We start from the raw sequence: 15,625 nt of genomic DNA on the forward strand, positions 1-15,625 counted from the left end.
CAACGGTCTCTCCCTCCCTGCCCTGGCGGATAGCGACTGGCCTTGGGCGCCACGCTCCGTGTCAAGCTGATCTATTTATTTGTATTACTATTAGATGTCATCTTGGCCTGTCAAGGCGGATTGGGCGCCATTTCGAATGCATTTTCGAAGAGAAAAAAGATGAGTAAAACACGCATAAATCTTTGATTCATTGGAATTTAAGGTGAAATTTCGTTCCAGCTGACATCAAGCAAATTTCGAAAGCGCTAAAAAACCACTTTTCAAGAGTATTACTATATGCTCATAGTATCGCCGTCACGCTGACATCATCTCTGGGAGGATAAGATGAGAAAAGCTCTTGCGGCATTCACTGTCGCCGTTTCCGCATGCCTTGCATCCAGTGTTTCCGCACAATCGCTTACCGTCGGTTTCTCGCAGATCGGCTCGGAATCCGGATGGCGCGCGGCTGAAACCACCGTCACCAAACAGCAGGCCGAAAAGCGCGGCGTCACGCTGAAATTCGCCGACGCACAGCAGAAGCAGGAAAACCAGATCAAGGCGGTCCGTGGCTTCATCGCGCAGGGTGTCGATGCGATCCTGATCGCGCCCGTTGTCGCCACCGGCTGGGACGCGGTGCTGAAGGAAGCCAAGGAAGAAAAAATCCCCGTCATCCTGCTCGACCGCCAGATCGAGGCGCCTGATGATCTTTACCTGACCGCCGTAACCTCCGATCAGGTGCACGAAGGCAAGGTTGCCGGCGACTGGCTGGTCAAGGATGTCGGCTCCAAGGATTGCAAGGTGGTGGAATTGCAGGGCACGACCGGTTCTTCGCCCGCCATCAACCGCAAGAAGGGTTTCGAGCAGGCCATCGAATCCCACAAGAACATCAAGATCGTGCGCTCGCAGACGGGTGACTTCACCCGCACCAAGGGCAAGGAAGTGATGGAAAGCTTCATCAAAGCCGAAGGCGGCGGCAAGGATATCTGTGCCGTCTACGCCCATAATGACGACATGGCCGTCGGCGCCATCCAGGCGATCAAGGAAGCCGGCCTGAAGCCCGGAACCGACATCAAGATCGTCTCCATCGACGCCGTGCCTGACATCTTCAAGGCCATGGCGGATGGCGAGGCCAATGCAACGGTGGAACTGACGCCGGACATGGCAGGTCCTGCCTTCGACGCGCTTGAAGCCTATCTGAAGGACAAGAAGGCGCCTGCGAAGTGGATCCAGACGGAATCCAAGCTTTATACGGCGTCCGATGACCCGATGAAGGTCTACGAGGCGAAGAAGGGCCTGGGATACTGAGCCATGTCTTCGGAGGGAGCGGCGCATGGTTTGCGCCGTTTCTTTCGGCTGAGGAGAGGAAAGACCTTTCCGGTTCAGTCCGCAGAGTCATTGCGTATCGAACGAGCCGGTGCTGCTTGTTTCTTCTCCCCGCCGGGGAGAAGTCCGCGGCAGCGGGATGAGGGGGCGACGGTAGCGATAGACCGAGAGGTTACCCCCTCATCCGACCCTTCGGGCCACCTTCTCCCCGGCGGGGAGAAGAAACCCGCCGCTCCCTACGCGATCACTCCACCGAGACCCATTTCGATACGGAACCTGCTCAATGTCCGAAAAGGCACCACTTCTGGAAGCACGCGCCATCGGCAAATCCTTTCTCGGGATCACGGCGCTTGATGGCGTCGATTTTTCGCTCGGGCGCGGTGAAATCCACGCCCTGCTCGGCGAAAACGGCGCGGGCAAATCGACGCTGATCAAGATCCTGACCGGGGTTTACCACCGCGACAGCGGTTCGATCTTTCTGGAAGGTAGCGAGATTTCACCCGCCAATGTCGGCGAGGCGCAGGCGCTGGGCATCGGCACGGTCTATCAGGAAGTGAACCTTCTCGAAAACCTGACGGTTGCCGAAAACCTGTTTCTCGGCCGCCAGCCGCGCCGCTTCGGGCTGATCGACCGCAGCACGATGCAGAAGGATTCGCAGGCGCTGCTTGCCCAATACGGGCTTTCCATCGACGTCAACGCGCTTCTTTCAAGCTATTCCGTCGCCATCCGCCAGATCATCGCCATTGCCCGCGCCGTCGATCTTTCCGGCAAGGTGCTGGTGCTGGACGAACCCACCGCCAGCCTTGATGCCCATGAGGTCGAGATGCTGTTCGGCGTCTTGAGAAACCTGCGCGCACGCGGCATCGGCATCGTCATCATCACCCACTTCCTCAATCAGGTCTATGATATTGCCGACCGGGTGACGGTGCTGCGCAACGGCCGCCTTGTCGGCACCCGCGATATCGGCAGCCTGCCGAGATCCGAACTGATCTCGATGATGCTCGGCCGCGAGCTTCAGCACATCACCCACGAACATCAGGCGACCGAAGATACGGTTGCCGAGGGCGAGCCGCCGATCCGTTTCGAAGGTTACGGCAAACGCGGCAGCATCGCCCCCTTCGACCTCGGCATCCGCCCCGGCGAAATCGTCGGTGTTGCCGGGTTGCTCGGTTCGGGCCGAACGGAAACAGCCTTCCTGCTGTTCGGCATCGACCGGCCGGATACCGGAAAGGCTGTCATCGACGGCCAGACGGTGGCGATTTCTTCGCCGGAAGCCGCCATCACCGCCGGGTTCGGTTTCTGTCCAGAAGAGCGCAAGACGGACGGCATCATCGGCGACTTTTCCGTCACCGACAATATAGCGCTGGCGCTTCAGGCCCGTCAGGGCTGGGCGCGGCCGATCTCACGTCGGCAGAAAGCCGAACTGGCCGAAAGCTTTATCAAGTCGCTCGATATCCGCCCCGCCGACCCCGACCGGCCGATCAAATTCCTGTCCGGCGGCAACCAGCAGAAGGCCATTCTGGCACGCTGGCTCGCCACCCATCCCCGGCTGCTGATCCTCGATGAGCCGACACGCGGCATCGATATCGGCGCACATGCGGAAATCCTGAAAATGATCGAAAAACTCTGCAGCGAAGGCATGTCGCTCGTCGTCATCTCCTCCGAACTGGAGGAACTCACCGCCGTCGCGCACCGTGTCGTCGTGCTGTCCGACCGCCGCCATGTCAGCGAATTGAAGGGCGGCGAAGTGACCGCCGATAACATCATGCGGGCGATTGCCGATGCGGCAAAAACGGAGGCGGCATGATGGCAGCAGTGACACGACGCCTGAAAAGGCTTGCTCCGCAGCTTGCCGCGCTCTTCATCATTCTGGCAGCGATTACAATCCTTTCGCCGGGTTTCCTGCATGTCTCGTTCCAGAACGGCAGGCTCTATGGCAGTCTGGTGGATATTCTGGTGCGCGCCGCACCCGTTGCGCTTTTGACCATCGGCATGACGCTGGTCATCGCCACCAAGGGCATCGATCTGTCCATCGGCGCTGTCATCGCCATCTGCGGCGCGGTCGCGGCCACCCTTATCAGCAACGGCCATTCCATCCCCACCGTCATCGTCATCTCGCTTGCCGTGGGCATTGCCTGCGGGTTGTGGAACGGCGTGCTTGTCGCCCTTCTCGACATACAGCCGATCATCGCCACGCTGATCCTGATGGTGGCTGGGCGCGGCATCGCCCAGCTCATTACCGAAGGCGTCATTCTCACCTTCAACAATGACGGTTTTTCCGCCATCGGCTCCGGCTCATTCGCGGGCATTCCCCTGCCCGTCATCATCTGGGTGGCGGCCGCACTGTTGATCGGCCTTCTGGTGCGCAAGAGCGCGCTGGGCTTCCTCATCGAAGCGACCGGCATCAATCGCCGCGCGGCAGCGCTTGCCGGGGTACGGGCGCGCTTCCTCCTGTTTTTCGTCTATGCGGTTTCCGGTCTCTGCGCCGCCATCGCCGGCATGATCGTCACCGCCGATATTCGCGGCGCCGATGCCAACAATGCCGGGCTGTGGCTGGAGCTGGACGCCATATTGGCGGTGGTCATCGGCGGCACATCGCTGAATGGCGGGCGCTTCTCCATCACCGCCTCGCTTATCGGCGCGCTCATCATCCAGACCATCAATACCGGCATTCTCGTCTCGGGCTTTCCGCCGGAATTCAACCTCATCATCAAGGCCGGCATCATCATGGTGGTGCTGACGCTGCAATCGCCGGCGATCATGGTCGTCCTCGGTTTCGTGAAAGCGCCGAAGCCGCACGTCAAACCGGCAGCCACCAATGGCATGACCAAGGAAGGAACCGCGCGATGATCCACAGCCGCAACCTGCCCTTCCTCACCACGCTGACGATCTTCGTGATCGCCTATCTTCTCTGCGTGCTGCAATATCCGGCGATCTTCTCGACACGGGTGATCGGCAATCTTCTGACCGACAATGCCTTCCTCGGCATCGCGGCCGTGGGCATGACCTTCGTCATCCTGTCGGGCGGCATCGATCTGTCCATCGGTTCGGTCATCGCCTTCACCAGCGTCTTCGTCGCCGTCATGGTCGGCACCTATAATATCCATCCGCTGCTGGCCTTCGCCATCGTGCTGGTGGTCTCCACCCTGTTCGGCTGCCTGATGGGGGCGATGATCCGTTTCCTGTCCATCCCGCCCTTCGTGGTGACGTTGGCCGGCATGTTTCTGGCGCGCGGCGCGGCTTACCTTATCTCCACCCAGTCTGTGCCGATCTCGCACCCCTTCATCGATGCGATACAGGGGTTTTATTACCGTTTCCCCGGCGGCGGCAGGTTGACGGCGCTCGCCATGCTGATGCTTCTCGTCTTTGCCGCCGGCATGCTGATCGCCAGCCGCACCCGCTTCGGCGCCAATATCTATGCGCTCGGTGGCAACCCGCAATCGGCCGAGCTGATGGGCGTGCCGATCGGTGCGACGACCATCGGCATCTATGCGCTTTCCGGTTTCCTCTCCGGCCTCGCCGGCATCGTCTACACGCTCTACACCTCGTCGGGTTATTCGCTGGCGACGGTTGGGGTTGAACTCGACGCCATTGCCGCCGTCGTCATCGGCGGAACGCTGCTCACCGGCGGCACCGGGCTGGTGGCGGGAACCTTCATCGGCCTGCTGATCCAGGGGTTGATCCAGACCTATATCGTTTTTGACGGAACACTGTCCTCCTGGTGGACGAAAATCGTCATCGGCGTGCTGCTTTTCGTCTTCATCGTGTTGCAGCGCGCAATCATCTGGTATTCAAACAGGAGACTGGCCGGACCGCATCCGGCATAACCGCAAACGGAGGCTTGCTTGGGGCTGCTCGAAACGACGATAAGCGGACGAAAACGCCGGAACAGCCACGCCCATGTGGTCTCCGAACTCGGCAGCGCCATCGTCTCGGGCCGAATTGCGGAAGGTTCCCTGCTGCCCAACGACGCCGAACTGTCTTTACGTTTCGGCGTCTCGCGCACCGTGCTGCGCGAAACCATGAAGACGCTGGCGGCGAAGCGGCTGGTGGAACCGAAAGCAAAGGTCGGCACCCGCGTTCTTGATCGCTCAAGCTGGAATTTCTTCGATCCTGACGTGCTCGGCTGGCGCTGCGAAGCCGGCATAGACGAGGAGTTCGTCACGCATCTGGCGGAAATCCGTCTGGCGCTGGAGCCGGCGGCGGCAGCGGCGGCGGCCCTGCAGGCCTCCAATGATGATATCGTTTCGCTTTACGTCATCGCCGCGAAATTCGATAATCCGCAGCATACGCCGGAAAGCATCGCCAAGGTCGATCTCGAATTCCACCTTGCCGTGGCGCATATGTCCGGCAACCCCTTCATGCGCTCGGCAAGCGGGCTGATTGAAGCCGCGCTCGCCATCTCCTTCCAGCTTTCGTCACCGGCCGCCTCACCCGGCACCATCGCCGAAATCGCCTCGAACCATCTGCGCATCGTGCATGCCATTGCCGCACGTGATGCCGATGCCGCCATAAAAGCCATGCGCCACGTGATCGAGGTGGGCAAGGACCGGACCCAGAAGGCGATCAAGACGCCCTGAAGAGACTGCCGCTCCCCTGTCTTCGGAAGCGAGAAACGGGTCGCAACGCCCTGAAAAGAATCAGAGAAAATTCAGCGTCACCAGCGCCAGCAAAAGGTAGCGCCCGACCTTGGCGATGGTGACCAGCAGCAAAAAGACCGGCAGCGGCTCTTTCATGATGCCGGCCGCAACCGTCAGCGGATCGCCGATCAATGGCGCCCAGCTTAAAAGCAGCGACCACCGGCCGTAACGCCGATACCAGTTCTGGGCGCGTTGCAGCGCGGCCTCGCCGACGGGAAACCAGCGCCTGTGCCTGAAACCTTCGATACCGCGGCCAAGCAGCCAGTTGACGAAGGAGCCGGCCACATTGCCGGCACTGGCGACGGCCACCAGCAGCCAGACCGGCTGCGATTTCAGGAGGATGAGACCGGCCAGCGCCGCCTCCGACTGCATGGGCAGAATGGTCGCCGCCACAAAGGCCGTCAGAAACAAACCCGCATATACCGCCAGATCGGCCATTGTCCGCCCTTCATCATCAGCGAATTCCGCCGCTGCCCCTGAAGTGCCGGATGATGGCACGCACCGTCAAGCACGCCCTGACATCACTGAGGGGATATCAGGCCGAATTCGTCGCGATGACACGCACAATATCGTCATGATCCACCTCCAGCAGCGCCTTGTGAATGGACAATTGCCTGATATCACCAGATGCGGACAGGATGACGATCACCGTTTCGCGTGGCGGGCAATCCGGCAGGGCGCAGGACAGCTCGCTGACGGTGACGATGTCATCCGCATGCAGATTTAACAGGTCGCGCGCCCATTGTTTCAGAAGCCGGGCCTGCGAGACGAGCGCGGAGCCGTTGCGCGCAAGGGGGTTGTTCATGAAACACCCATTCGCCTCGCCTGCGAGGCCAATGTGTCGAAAAGGTCGCGGATCGGCTGTTGCGGCATATCCATGCCGATCAGCACGAGACGCGTGGCACGGTCGCCATCCGGCCAGCTTTCCAGCCTTGCCAGCGGGTAAAGCCGGTGCTGTACGGCGTGGGCAACCACCGGCCGATCCGGATCGTCCGTCGCCTGGAAAATACCTTTCAGCCGCAGCAGGCCGGAATGCACGTTGCTGGTGACGAGTTCGAGAAAGGTAACGATCATCTGCGGATCAAGAGCGCCGTCGAAAGTGAGGTCAAAAGCCTCGACGCCGACACCATGGCGGTTGATATCATGGACATGGTCCGCATGCAGGCTCAGCCTGTCGGCCGCCAGCCATCCCGGCACATCCTCCGGCTTGCCGCGCAACGAGTAATTCTTCGTTGCAAAAAGCGACATCAGATCGAAGCCGGCCGCATTGCGGTCATGCAACAGGGCGGCGGGGTTGAGGTCTGCAAGGCCTTCACGGTCCATCGCGGTCGCGTCGGCAAGGTCGGTTTTCGTCAGGACAATGTGGTCGGCAAAGGCAAGCTGTTTCCAGCCTTCAATGAAACTGTCGAGCATCGCCCGGCCGGACGTGACATCGAAAACAGTGACCACGCCGGAAAGATGAAAGTGCCGGGCGACGATATGGTCGCGCAGGCCAAGCGCCGGTGTGCCGCCGGCAATCAGGCTGTTGATGATCGGCGCGGGATCGGCAAGTCCCGTCGTTTCGATAACGACACGCGAGATTTCCGGCATCCCCCCTTCCAGAAAGGCCTGATGCAATTCGTAAAGCGAGGTGCGGATATCACTGGTCGCGTTGCAGCAGATGCAACCGGTCGTGGTTCTGAAATACCGTTCCGAGCCGGTGCGAACCAGACCGTGATCGATGGGCACGGATCCGAATTCATTGACGATGACGGCAGCGTCATGCATGGCCGGTTCGTTCAGAAGCTCGTTCAGCAAGGTAGTCTTTCCCGCACCCAGAAAGCCGGTAAGCAGGGTGACCGGCACCGTCCTGACGGGCGGGGAGACAGCCGTGTCATCTCCTCGCGCAACCGTTTTCTTCCGCTTCATTCCGAACACATCCACACCTTTTAACCGCATAAAATCCGCGGCAGCTTAATATGTAATGTAATAACATATCAATACTATTCTGAAAGCATCCGACACTCCCCAACATCGTTACCCGGCTGCGAAAAATCATGCGGCCCGAGACATCGGCATAGAGACGCATGAAAAAACCATGAGCAGGAAAAATGGAATAATAAAATCGTTTCTTTCGCTTTCGTTTTATTCGTTCCACGCTCTATTGCATTTTCGTTCAAGTTCGTTTTTAATTCCAAATGCTAATACAGAAAAGATCGCCCACAGCTGGATCGAGGAGGAAGGCTGTAATAAGGGACTGTATCTTTTACTGTTTTCACAATGGGAGGAATCGCCTTGAAAAAACTCAGCTACCGCCTTGCTGCGGCATCCGCGCTTTCGTTTTTTGTCACATCGAATGCTTTCGCTGCGACGGAGATCCAGTGGTGGCACGCCATGACCGGCGCCAATAACGAAGTCGTGGACGCGCTTGCGAAAGAGTTCAACGACAGCCAGAAAGACTACAAGATCACGCCCGTGTTCAAGGGCACCTATCCGGAAACGCTGAATGCCGGCATCGCCGCCTTCCGCGCCAAGCAGCCGCCGGCCATCATTCAGGTCTTCGATGCCGGTTCCGGCGTGATGATGGGTGCCGCCGGCGCCATCAAGCCGGTGGCGGATGTGCTGAAGGAAGGTGGCTACACCTTCAACAAGGACGAATATCTGGCCGGCATCGTCGCCTATTATTCCAAGCCTGACGGCACCATGCTGTCCTTCCCTTACAATTCGTCCTCGCCGATCCTCTATTACAACAAGGATGTCTTCCAGAAGGCTGGCCTCGATGCCGCCAATCCGCCGAAGACCTGGCCGGAAGTTTTCGAAGCCGCCAAGAAGATCAAGACCAGCGGTGCCGCGCAGTGCGGTTTCACCTCCACCTGGCTTACCTGGATCCAGACCGAAAATTTCGCCGCTTGGAACAATGTCTCCTATGGCAGCAATGAAAACGGGCTTGGTGGTACGGATGTGAAGCTTGCGGTCAATGCGCCGCTCTTTGTCGAGCATTTCCAGGCCATCGCCGATCTCGCCAAGGACGGCACCTTCCGTTATGGCGGACGCACCTCGGAGGCCAAGCAGCTATTCATGTCCGGCGAATGCGGCATCCTGACCGAATCCTCCGGCGGTCTCGGCGATATCGTCAAGACCGGCATGAATTACGGCATCGGCCAGCTGCCCTATTACGAGGGCCATGGTCCGCAGAACACCATTCCCGGCGGCGCCAGCCTCTGGGTCTTCGGCGGCAAGAGCGACGCCGAATATAAGGGTGTTGCCGAATTCTTCCATTTCCTCTCGCAGACCAAGATCCAGTCTCGCCTGCATCAGGTCTCCGGCTACATGCCGGTAACGATCGCGGCCTATGAGGAAACCAAGAAATCCGGCTTCTACGACAAGAACCCTGCCCGCGAAACGCCGCTGCTGCAGATGATGGGCAAGCCGCCGACAGAAAACTCCAAGGGCGTGCGCCTCGTGAACCTGCCGCAGGTGCGCGACATCATGAACGAAGAGTTCGAGGCGATGCTGGCCGGCAAGCAGGACGCGAAAGCCGCCCTCGACAAGATCGTGGAGCGCGGTGACGCAGCCATCAAGCAGGCCGCCGGCAACTAAACGATCCCTGCCACCGCCCGCGCTCTCACAGGGTGCGGGCGGCGTTTCCATCCCATCAGGAGATCGCCGTGCAAAGCGTCGTATTCCCCAACAAGATCCTGCCTTATCTGCTGGTCGCACCGCAGATCATCCTGACGGTGATCTTCTTTTTCTGGCCCGCAAGCCAGGCGCTTTACCAGTCGACCATGCGCGAGGACGCCTTCGGGCTGAACAGCAATTTTGTCGGTCTGGCCAATTTTTCCGCCGTGCTGTCAGATGAGAGCTATCTCAACTCCCTGCACGTCACCGTCATCTTCAGTGTGCTGACCGCACTCGTCTCCATGGGACTTGCGTTGCTGCTGGCGACGGCGGCTGACCGCGTGGTGCGCGGCAAGGGCTTTTACCGCACCATGATGATCATGCCCTATGCCGTGGCGCCTGCTGTCGCCGGCATGTTGTGGCTGTTCATGTTCAACCCGGCCATGGGCACCTTCTCCTATATCCTGCGCCGCAACGGCATCATGTGGGACCCGTTGCTCGACGGCAATCAAGCCATGCTGCTGGTGGTCGCCGCCGCTGCGTGGAAGCAGATCAGCTATAATTTCCTGTTCTTTGTCGCAGGCTTGCAGGCAATTCCGAAATCATTGCTGGAAGCTGCCTCCATTGACGGCGCGCGCGGTTCTCGGCGCTTCTGGACCATCGTTTTCCCGCTGCTGGCGCCGACAACCTTCTTCCTTCTGGTCGTCAACACGGTTTACGCCTTCTTCGATACCTTCGGCATCATCCATGCCGTCACCGGCGGCGGCCCCGCCAAGGCGACGGAAACGCTGGTTTACAAGGTCTATAATGATGGCTTCGTGAACCTGAACCTCGGCTCTTCCGCCGCGCAATCGGTCATCCTGATGGTGATCGTCATTGCGCTCACCGCCTTCCAGTTCCGCTTCGTCGAGAAGCGCGTGCATTACGGCTGAGGATTTCACAATGATTGAAAATCGCCCGGTCGCCCGCATGGTCGCCCATCTGATGCTCATTCTCGGCATCATCGTTGTGGCCTTCCCGATCTATTACACCTTCGTCGCTTCTTCCATGACGTCGACGGATATCATCCGCCCGCCCATGTCGCTTTTGCCCGGCGATCATCTGAGCGCCAATTACACCGAAGCCATGGTCGGCGGCGTTGAAAGAGTGGTCGGCGTCAGCCTCGAGCGGCTGCTGTTCAACAGCTTCGTCGTGGCGCTCGCCATCGCCATCGGCAAGATCGTCATTTCGTTCCTGTCGGCCTTCGCCATCGTGTTCTTCCGCTTTCCCTTCCGCATGGGCTTTTTCTGGATGATCTTCATCACGCTCATGTTGCCGGTGGAGGTGCGTATCCTGCCCACCTACAAGGTCATCGTCGATCTTGGGTTGATCGACACCTATGCGGGACTGACGCTGCCGCTGATGGCGTCAGCCACGGCAACCTTCCTGTTCCGGCAGTTCTTCCTGACCATTCCCGGTGAACTGGTCGAGGCGGCGCGTATCGACAATGCCGGTCCGTTCCGCTTCATGCGCGATATTCTGCTGCCGCTGTCGAGAACCAATATCGCAGCACTTTTCGTGATCCTGTTCATCTATGGCTGGACCCAGTATCTCTGGCCGCTGCTCGTGACCAACGACGCCAAGATGAACACGATCATCATCGGCCTCAAGCGCATGGTGGATTTCACCGACGCTTCGACGCCCTGGAATTATGTGATGGTGACGGCGATCCTCGCCATCATCCCCCCGATTATGGTTGTGGTGCTGATGCAGCGCTGGTTCGTCAAAGGTTTGGTGGAGACCGAAAAATAATGGCAAAAATTGCGCTGAAAGACGTCCGCAAGGTTTATGGCGGCAATGTCGATGCGATCAAGGGCGTATCGATGGACATCGCCGATGGCGAAATGATCGTGCTGGTCGGCCCCTCCGGCTGCGGCAAATCCACGCTGCTGCGCATGATCGCCGGGCTGGAAAGCATATCGGGCGGCGAGATCGTCATCGGCGACCGCGTCGTCAACGATCTTGAGCCCTCCGACCGCGACATCGCCATGGTGTTCCAGAATTATGCGCTTTATCCGCATATGACGGTGCGCCAGAACCTTGCCTATGGCCTGAAGAACCGCAACACGCCGAAGGAGGAGATCGAGCGGCGCATCACCGAGGCGGCCAAGGCGCTGGAGATCGAGCAGTTCCTGGAGCGCAAGCCGCGCCAGCTTTCAGGCGGCCAGCGCCAGCGTGTGGCCATGGGCCGCGCCATTGTGCGCAAGCCGGCGGCCTTCCTGTTCGACGAGCCGCTCTCCAACCTCGACGCCAAGCTGCGCGTGCAGATGCGGGTCGAAATCCGCCGCCTGCAGCGTTCGCTCGCCACGACAAGCGTTTATGTCACCCATGACCAGATGGAGGCCATGACGCTGGCCGACCGGCTGGTGGTGCTGAATGCCGGCCGCATCGAGCAGATGGGCACGCCGATCGAGCTTTACGAAAAACCGGCGACCACTTTCGTCGCCACCTTCATCGGCTCGCCTTCCATGAACCTTCTCGCCCATGGCGCAGCCTCATCCACTGGCTCGACCGGCTGGTCGGTGAACGGCGCGACAGTGCTACCGCAAACTGTCGCAACGCTCGGCATTCGCCCTGAAGATATCACCCTTGCGACGGAAGCCCCTGCTGACGCCGCCTTCGCCGGCACCGTGCAGGTGGACGCCGTGGAACTGGTCGGCGCCGAAAGCTATGTTCACGGCTCCTTCGCCGATGGCACCACCATCGTCTTCCGCGTCCACGGCCGCTCGCAACTGCGCATCGGCGAGACACTGAAGATTGCCGCCCAGGCGAAGGATTTCCATCTGTTCGATACGACGGGCAAGCGGATTTAAACTTATCGACGAAAATCGAACACCCGCCATTCGGCGGGTGTTCGAGCATCGCCAAAACCTCGGGCAGCCCCCTACCACACCAACTCCACCTGCGGCCGGCCGTTGGAGGTTTTTTCCACCGTGCGGCCGGATGCGTCGATATTGCAGTGGACGCGCTGCCGGAAGGCGGAGAAGCTTTCGAAGGTCACGACGTCGACGGGATTGTCGAGATGGAGGGTGAGCCGATAGCGTTCCGGGTCACCGCCGAGCGTCTGGACGCCGAGCACGGAGGCGACGAAAGGCTGGCCGAGATAAAGGCCTTCCACTCTCGAACCCAGAAGATAGGGATTGAAGGCAGGGCGGTTTCCGGCTGCCGCATGCAGGGTATTCCAGTCACGGAAGCCATATTGCGCGGCGATGAGTTCCAGCGCCTTTGAGTGGGTGATTGTCTGTCCCTGTTCCTCAAGCGCTGAGCGCAGGCGTTTTGCCTGTTCTTTCAGCCCCTCAAGGGCGGGAAGCGGTTTGGACACGTGCATAACGGTTCTCCAACATTGACATGCCGAATTTTCCGAAGGGGGTCCGCGTTGCCATCGACGACATGCAAAACATGGGATGACCGTTATCAGGGATAAGAGCTTCACCAGGGGCAAAAATGCCTGCGGACGGCCGGGGCTCTCTGCCCGTGGCCGTCCGTATAGCTCAGAACGCGCCGCCCGTCAAAGGCGGCGCTGAAGCCGTTCCGGGATCAGAAGCGATAGGTGATACCAGCGCCGATCAGCCAGGGATCGAGCTTCGCCTTGCCGCTGACTGGTGTACCACCCAGTTCGGCGGTCCAGTCGGTCTTCAGGAAGATTTTTTTCACGTCGAAGTTCACGCCCCAATGCTCGTCGAGCATATAGTCGAAACCGACCTGCACGGCAGCACCTAGCTTGTTCTTGACGTCGAGATTGCTGAAGCCGGGCTCTTCGGACTGGTTGTAGAACAGCGAATAGTTCACGCCTGCACCGATATAGGGCTTGAAGGCGCCGAAATCGGTGAAGTGATATTGCAGCGTCAGTGTCGGCGGCAGCAGCCATGTCTTGCCGACCGGCGTGCCGGCCAACACACCCTCGCCATTGATCTTGGCATAGGTGGTGCCGAGAATGAGTTCAGCGGCAAAATTCGGCGTGAAGAAATAGGTGATGTCCAGTTCCGGGATCACCGTATCCGAATAGGAAAGGCCGGCACCCGGCACACCGTCAACGCTGCCGCTGTCATTGGTGATGACGCCGAGACCGCGCACGCGCAGCATCCACGGGCTTGCCGCCGCAATTGCCTCTTCGGCGGTGGGCGCCGGTGCTGGCGCGGCCAGATCGGCGGCCATGGCATTGGCCGATACCAGCATCGCCGCAACACTAACCGCAACGCTGGCAAGCAAGGCGATTCTTTTGTTCCTGTTCGTCATTCCATCTCTCCTTTAGCGCAGCCTGCATCCGTTCGGACATTCCCCAGGTCGCATCTCACCTTCTCGAACCGGCGCATCCGAACTTGCCGATGCCACAGCCGTCACCGGGCAACCCAGAAACCGGCTGATGACGGCCGGCTGCGAATCCTCGGTGCCAAGACCGTCACGGCCACTATGGCGAAGGGCGGGACACACCAATTGAGATGGATCAAACCGTAACGGCATTGCCCCCTACAGACGACGTACGAGCGAAGATTGTGACAATTGCGCAACAAAAGAAGGCGAGAGACCGGCGCGAAATTGCCCTGGAACAGCGCACAAAAAAGGCGGGAGATGATCCCCCGCCGCGCTTTTTCAACAATGGACTTCCGTGTCAGACGTAACGATTGACGACGTTTTCCAGATATTCCTGACGACCGGATTTCGGCTCGGGATTGATATCCTCCCGCTCCACCAGCGCGGTAATCTCGTCAAGCTTCAGTTCGCCGCGCAGCATCTTCTGGGCCTCGGGGGAATCCCACTTGGCGTAACGCTCCGCAAGCGGCTTCGACAGCGCGCCGTCCTCGACCATCTTCGCCGCCGCCTTCAGGCCGCGGGCGCAGCAATCCATGCCGCCAATATGACCGATCAGCAGATCCTGCGGATCGAGCGACTGGCGACGCAGCTTGGAATCGAAATTGGTGCCGCCATTCTTGAAGCCGCCACCAGCAAGCACGTGGTAATAAGCGAGCGCCATTTCCGGCACGTTGTTGGGGAACTGGTCGGTATCCCAACCGGACTGGTAATCGTTGCGGTTCATGTCGATGGAGCCGAAAATGCCGAAGGCATTGGCCATGGCCAGCTCATGTTCGAAGGAATGGCCGGCGAGAATGGCATGACCCTGCTCGATATTGACCTTCACTTCCTTTTCCAGGCCGTTCTTCTGCAGGAAGGCATAAACGGTGGCGACGTCGTAGTCGTACTGGTGCTTGGTCGGCTCCTGCGGTTTCGGCTCGATCAGGATCGTGCCTTCAAAGCCGATCTTGTATTTATATTCGACCACCAGGTTGAGGAAGCGGCCCAGCTGGTCAAGCTCACGCGACAGATCGGTGTTGAGCAGGGTCTCATAACCCTCACGGCCGCCCCACAGAACGTAGTTCGCGCCGCCGAGCTTCTTGGTGGCGTCCATGCAGGTCTTCACCGTGGCGGCGGAGAATGCAAAGACATCCGGATCCGGATTGGTTGCCGCACCGGACATGAAACGCCGGTTGGAGAAAAGGTTCGCGGTGCCCCACAGCAGCTTCACGCCGGTCTGCGCCTGCTTTTCAGCAAAATAATCAACGATTTCGTTGAGGTTCTTCGTGTTTTCAGCAAAGTTGCGGCCTTCAGGGCGCACATCGGCGTCATGGAAGCAATAAAATGGCGAACCGAGCAGCGAGAAGAATTCGAAGGCCACATCTGCCTTCAGCTTCGCAGCCTGCATGCTGTCTTCGAACCACGGGCGCTGGAAGGTCTGGCCGCCGAAGGGGTCACCACCCGGCCAGGTGAAGGTATGCCAGTAGGCCACCGCGAAACGCAGATGGTCTTCCATGCGCTTGCCGGCAACGACTTCATCGGGGTTGTAGTGGCGGAAGGCCAGCGGATTGGTGCTGTCGGGGCCTTCATATTTGATCTTGGCGATATCGCCGAAAAAACCTGTGCTCATGGTGATCCTCCTCTTGGGGTGGGTTAGGTGGTGTTCGGTATAGGTTGGAGGGCGCGGCTCACCCCCCTCTGTCCTGCCGGACATCTCCCCCTCAAGGGGGGAGATCGACAAGCGGCTACGTCTTGTC

15 protein-coding genes are annotated in these 15,625 nt (G+C 59.5%); 9 read left to right on the plus strand and 6 right to left on the minus strand.

Translation table 11 applies throughout. From position 1 onward, the window contains the following. Window positions 1-324: 324 nt before the first annotated feature. The 5 genes from ytfQ to ACQZ5F_RS13995 all read left to right on the plus strand — a co-directional run bounded on the left by ytfQ (window position 325) and on the right by ACQZ5F_RS13995 (window position 5,882). Window positions 325-1,284, plus strand: coding sequence for a galactofuranose ABC transporter, galactofuranose-binding protein YtfQ (gene ytfQ / locus ACQZ5F_RS13975; RefSeq protein ID WP_046800840.1), 960 nt, complete (start codon window positions 325-327; stop codon window positions 1,282-1,284). A 301-nt stretch (window positions 1,285-1,585) separates the two neighbouring features. Continuing rightward, window positions 1,586-3,109 (plus strand): sugar ABC transporter ATP-binding protein, encoded by a 1,524-nt coding sequence (locus tag ACQZ5F_RS13980; protein ID WP_225338516.1) that lies wholly within the window; start codon window positions 1,586-1,588, stop codon window positions 3,107-3,109. Then, window positions 3,109-4,152 (plus strand): ABC transporter permease, encoded by a 1,044-nt coding sequence (locus ACQZ5F_RS13985; protein WP_225338914.1) that lies wholly within the window; start codon window positions 3,109-3,111, stop codon window positions 4,150-4,152. The genes ACQZ5F_RS13980 and ACQZ5F_RS13985 overlap by 1 nt, the downstream gene beginning before the upstream one ends. Further along, on the plus strand, window positions 4,149-5,129 hold the full coding sequence (gene yjfF, locus ACQZ5F_RS13990; RefSeq protein ID WP_080842777.1) for a galactofuranose ABC transporter, permease protein YjfF: 981 nt from the start codon (window positions 4,149-4,151) through the stop codon (window positions 5,127-5,129). Before ACQZ5F_RS13985 ends, yjfF begins: the two co-directional genes overlap by 4 nt. An 18-nt stretch (window positions 5,130-5,147) precedes the next feature. Continuing rightward, window positions 5,148-5,882: a FadR/GntR family transcriptional regulator gene (locus tag ACQZ5F_RS13995; protein WP_046800837.1), complete on the plus strand. Its 735-nt coding sequence runs from the start codon at window positions 5,148-5,150 to the stop codon at window positions 5,880-5,882. A gap of 60 nt (window positions 5,883-5,942) precedes the next feature. On the opposite strand, the gene ACQZ5F_RS14000 is transcribed toward ACQZ5F_RS13995, so the two are convergent. From ACQZ5F_RS14000 to ACQZ5F_RS14010, 3 genes are all read right to left on the minus strand, one after another. Next, entirely contained in the window at window positions 5,943-6,380 is a 438-nt protein-coding gene (locus ACQZ5F_RS14000; RefSeq protein ID WP_046800836.1) for a YqaA family protein, read from the minus strand. A 97-nt stretch (window positions 6,381-6,477) separates the two neighbouring features. Continuing rightward, the gene (locus ACQZ5F_RS14005; protein ID WP_225338517.1) at window positions 6,478-6,747 is read right to left on the minus strand and encodes a hypothetical protein; all 270 of its coding nucleotides are present in this window, start codon (window positions 6,745-6,747) and stop codon (window positions 6,478-6,480) included. Beyond that, a complete protein-coding gene (locus ACQZ5F_RS14010; protein WP_225338518.1) occupies window positions 6,744-7,850 on the minus strand; it encodes a CobW family GTP-binding protein in 1,107 nt (368 codons plus the stop codon). The genes ACQZ5F_RS14005 and ACQZ5F_RS14010 overlap by 4 nt, the downstream gene beginning before the upstream one ends. Before the next feature lie 360 nt (window positions 7,851-8,210). Between ACQZ5F_RS14010 and ugpB the strand changes: the two genes are divergently transcribed. The 4 genes from ugpB to ACQZ5F_RS14030 all read left to right on the plus strand — a co-directional run bounded on the left by ugpB (window position 8,211) and on the right by ACQZ5F_RS14030 (window position 12,391). Then, a complete protein-coding gene (ugpB, locus tag ACQZ5F_RS14015; RefSeq protein WP_170979857.1) occupies window positions 8,211-9,521 on the plus strand; it encodes a sn-glycerol-3-phosphate ABC transporter substrate-binding protein UgpB in 1,311 nt (436 codons plus the stop codon). Between the two features lie 68 nt (window positions 9,522-9,589). Next, window positions 9,590-10,471: a sn-glycerol-3-phosphate ABC transporter permease UgpA gene (ugpA, locus tag ACQZ5F_RS14020; protein ID WP_046800832.1), complete on the plus strand. Its 882-nt coding sequence runs from the start codon at window positions 9,590-9,592 to the stop codon at window positions 10,469-10,471. A 10-nt stretch (window positions 10,472-10,481) separates the two neighbouring features. After that, window positions 10,482-11,330: a sn-glycerol-3-phosphate ABC transporter permease UgpE gene (ugpE, locus tag ACQZ5F_RS14025; protein WP_052820799.1), complete on the plus strand. Its 849-nt coding sequence runs from the start codon at window positions 10,482-10,484 to the stop codon at window positions 11,328-11,330. Then, complete coding sequence (locus tag ACQZ5F_RS14030; RefSeq protein WP_046800830.1) at window positions 11,330-12,391, plus strand: sn-glycerol-3-phosphate import ATP-binding protein UgpC; 1,062 nt, start codon at window positions 11,330-11,332, stop codon at window positions 12,389-12,391. Before ugpE ends, ACQZ5F_RS14030 begins: the two co-directional genes overlap by 1 nt. A gap of 71 nt (window positions 12,392-12,462) precedes the next feature. Here ACQZ5F_RS14030 and ACQZ5F_RS14035 read toward each other — a convergent pair whose 3' ends face one another. From ACQZ5F_RS14035 to xylA, 3 genes are all read right to left on the minus strand, one after another. Continuing rightward, the gene (locus tag ACQZ5F_RS14035; RefSeq protein ID WP_225338519.1) at window positions 12,463-12,906 is read right to left on the minus strand and encodes a glyoxalase superfamily protein; all 444 of its coding nucleotides are present in this window, start codon (window positions 12,904-12,906) and stop codon (window positions 12,463-12,465) included. A 209-nt stretch (window positions 12,907-13,115) separates the two neighbouring features. Further along, complete coding sequence (locus tag ACQZ5F_RS14040) at window positions 13,116-13,814, minus strand: OmpW/AlkL family protein (RefSeq protein ID WP_225338520.1); 699 nt, start codon at window positions 13,812-13,814, stop codon at window positions 13,116-13,118. 373 nt (window positions 13,815-14,187) lie between these two features. Then, window positions 14,188-15,498: a xylose isomerase gene (xylA, locus tag ACQZ5F_RS14045; protein ID WP_225338521.1), complete on the minus strand. Its 1,311-nt coding sequence runs from the start codon at window positions 15,496-15,498 to the stop codon at window positions 14,188-14,190. Window positions 15,499-15,625 lie beyond the last annotated feature (127 nt).

The organism is Agrobacterium sp. 22-210-1 (assembly GCF_053522525.1).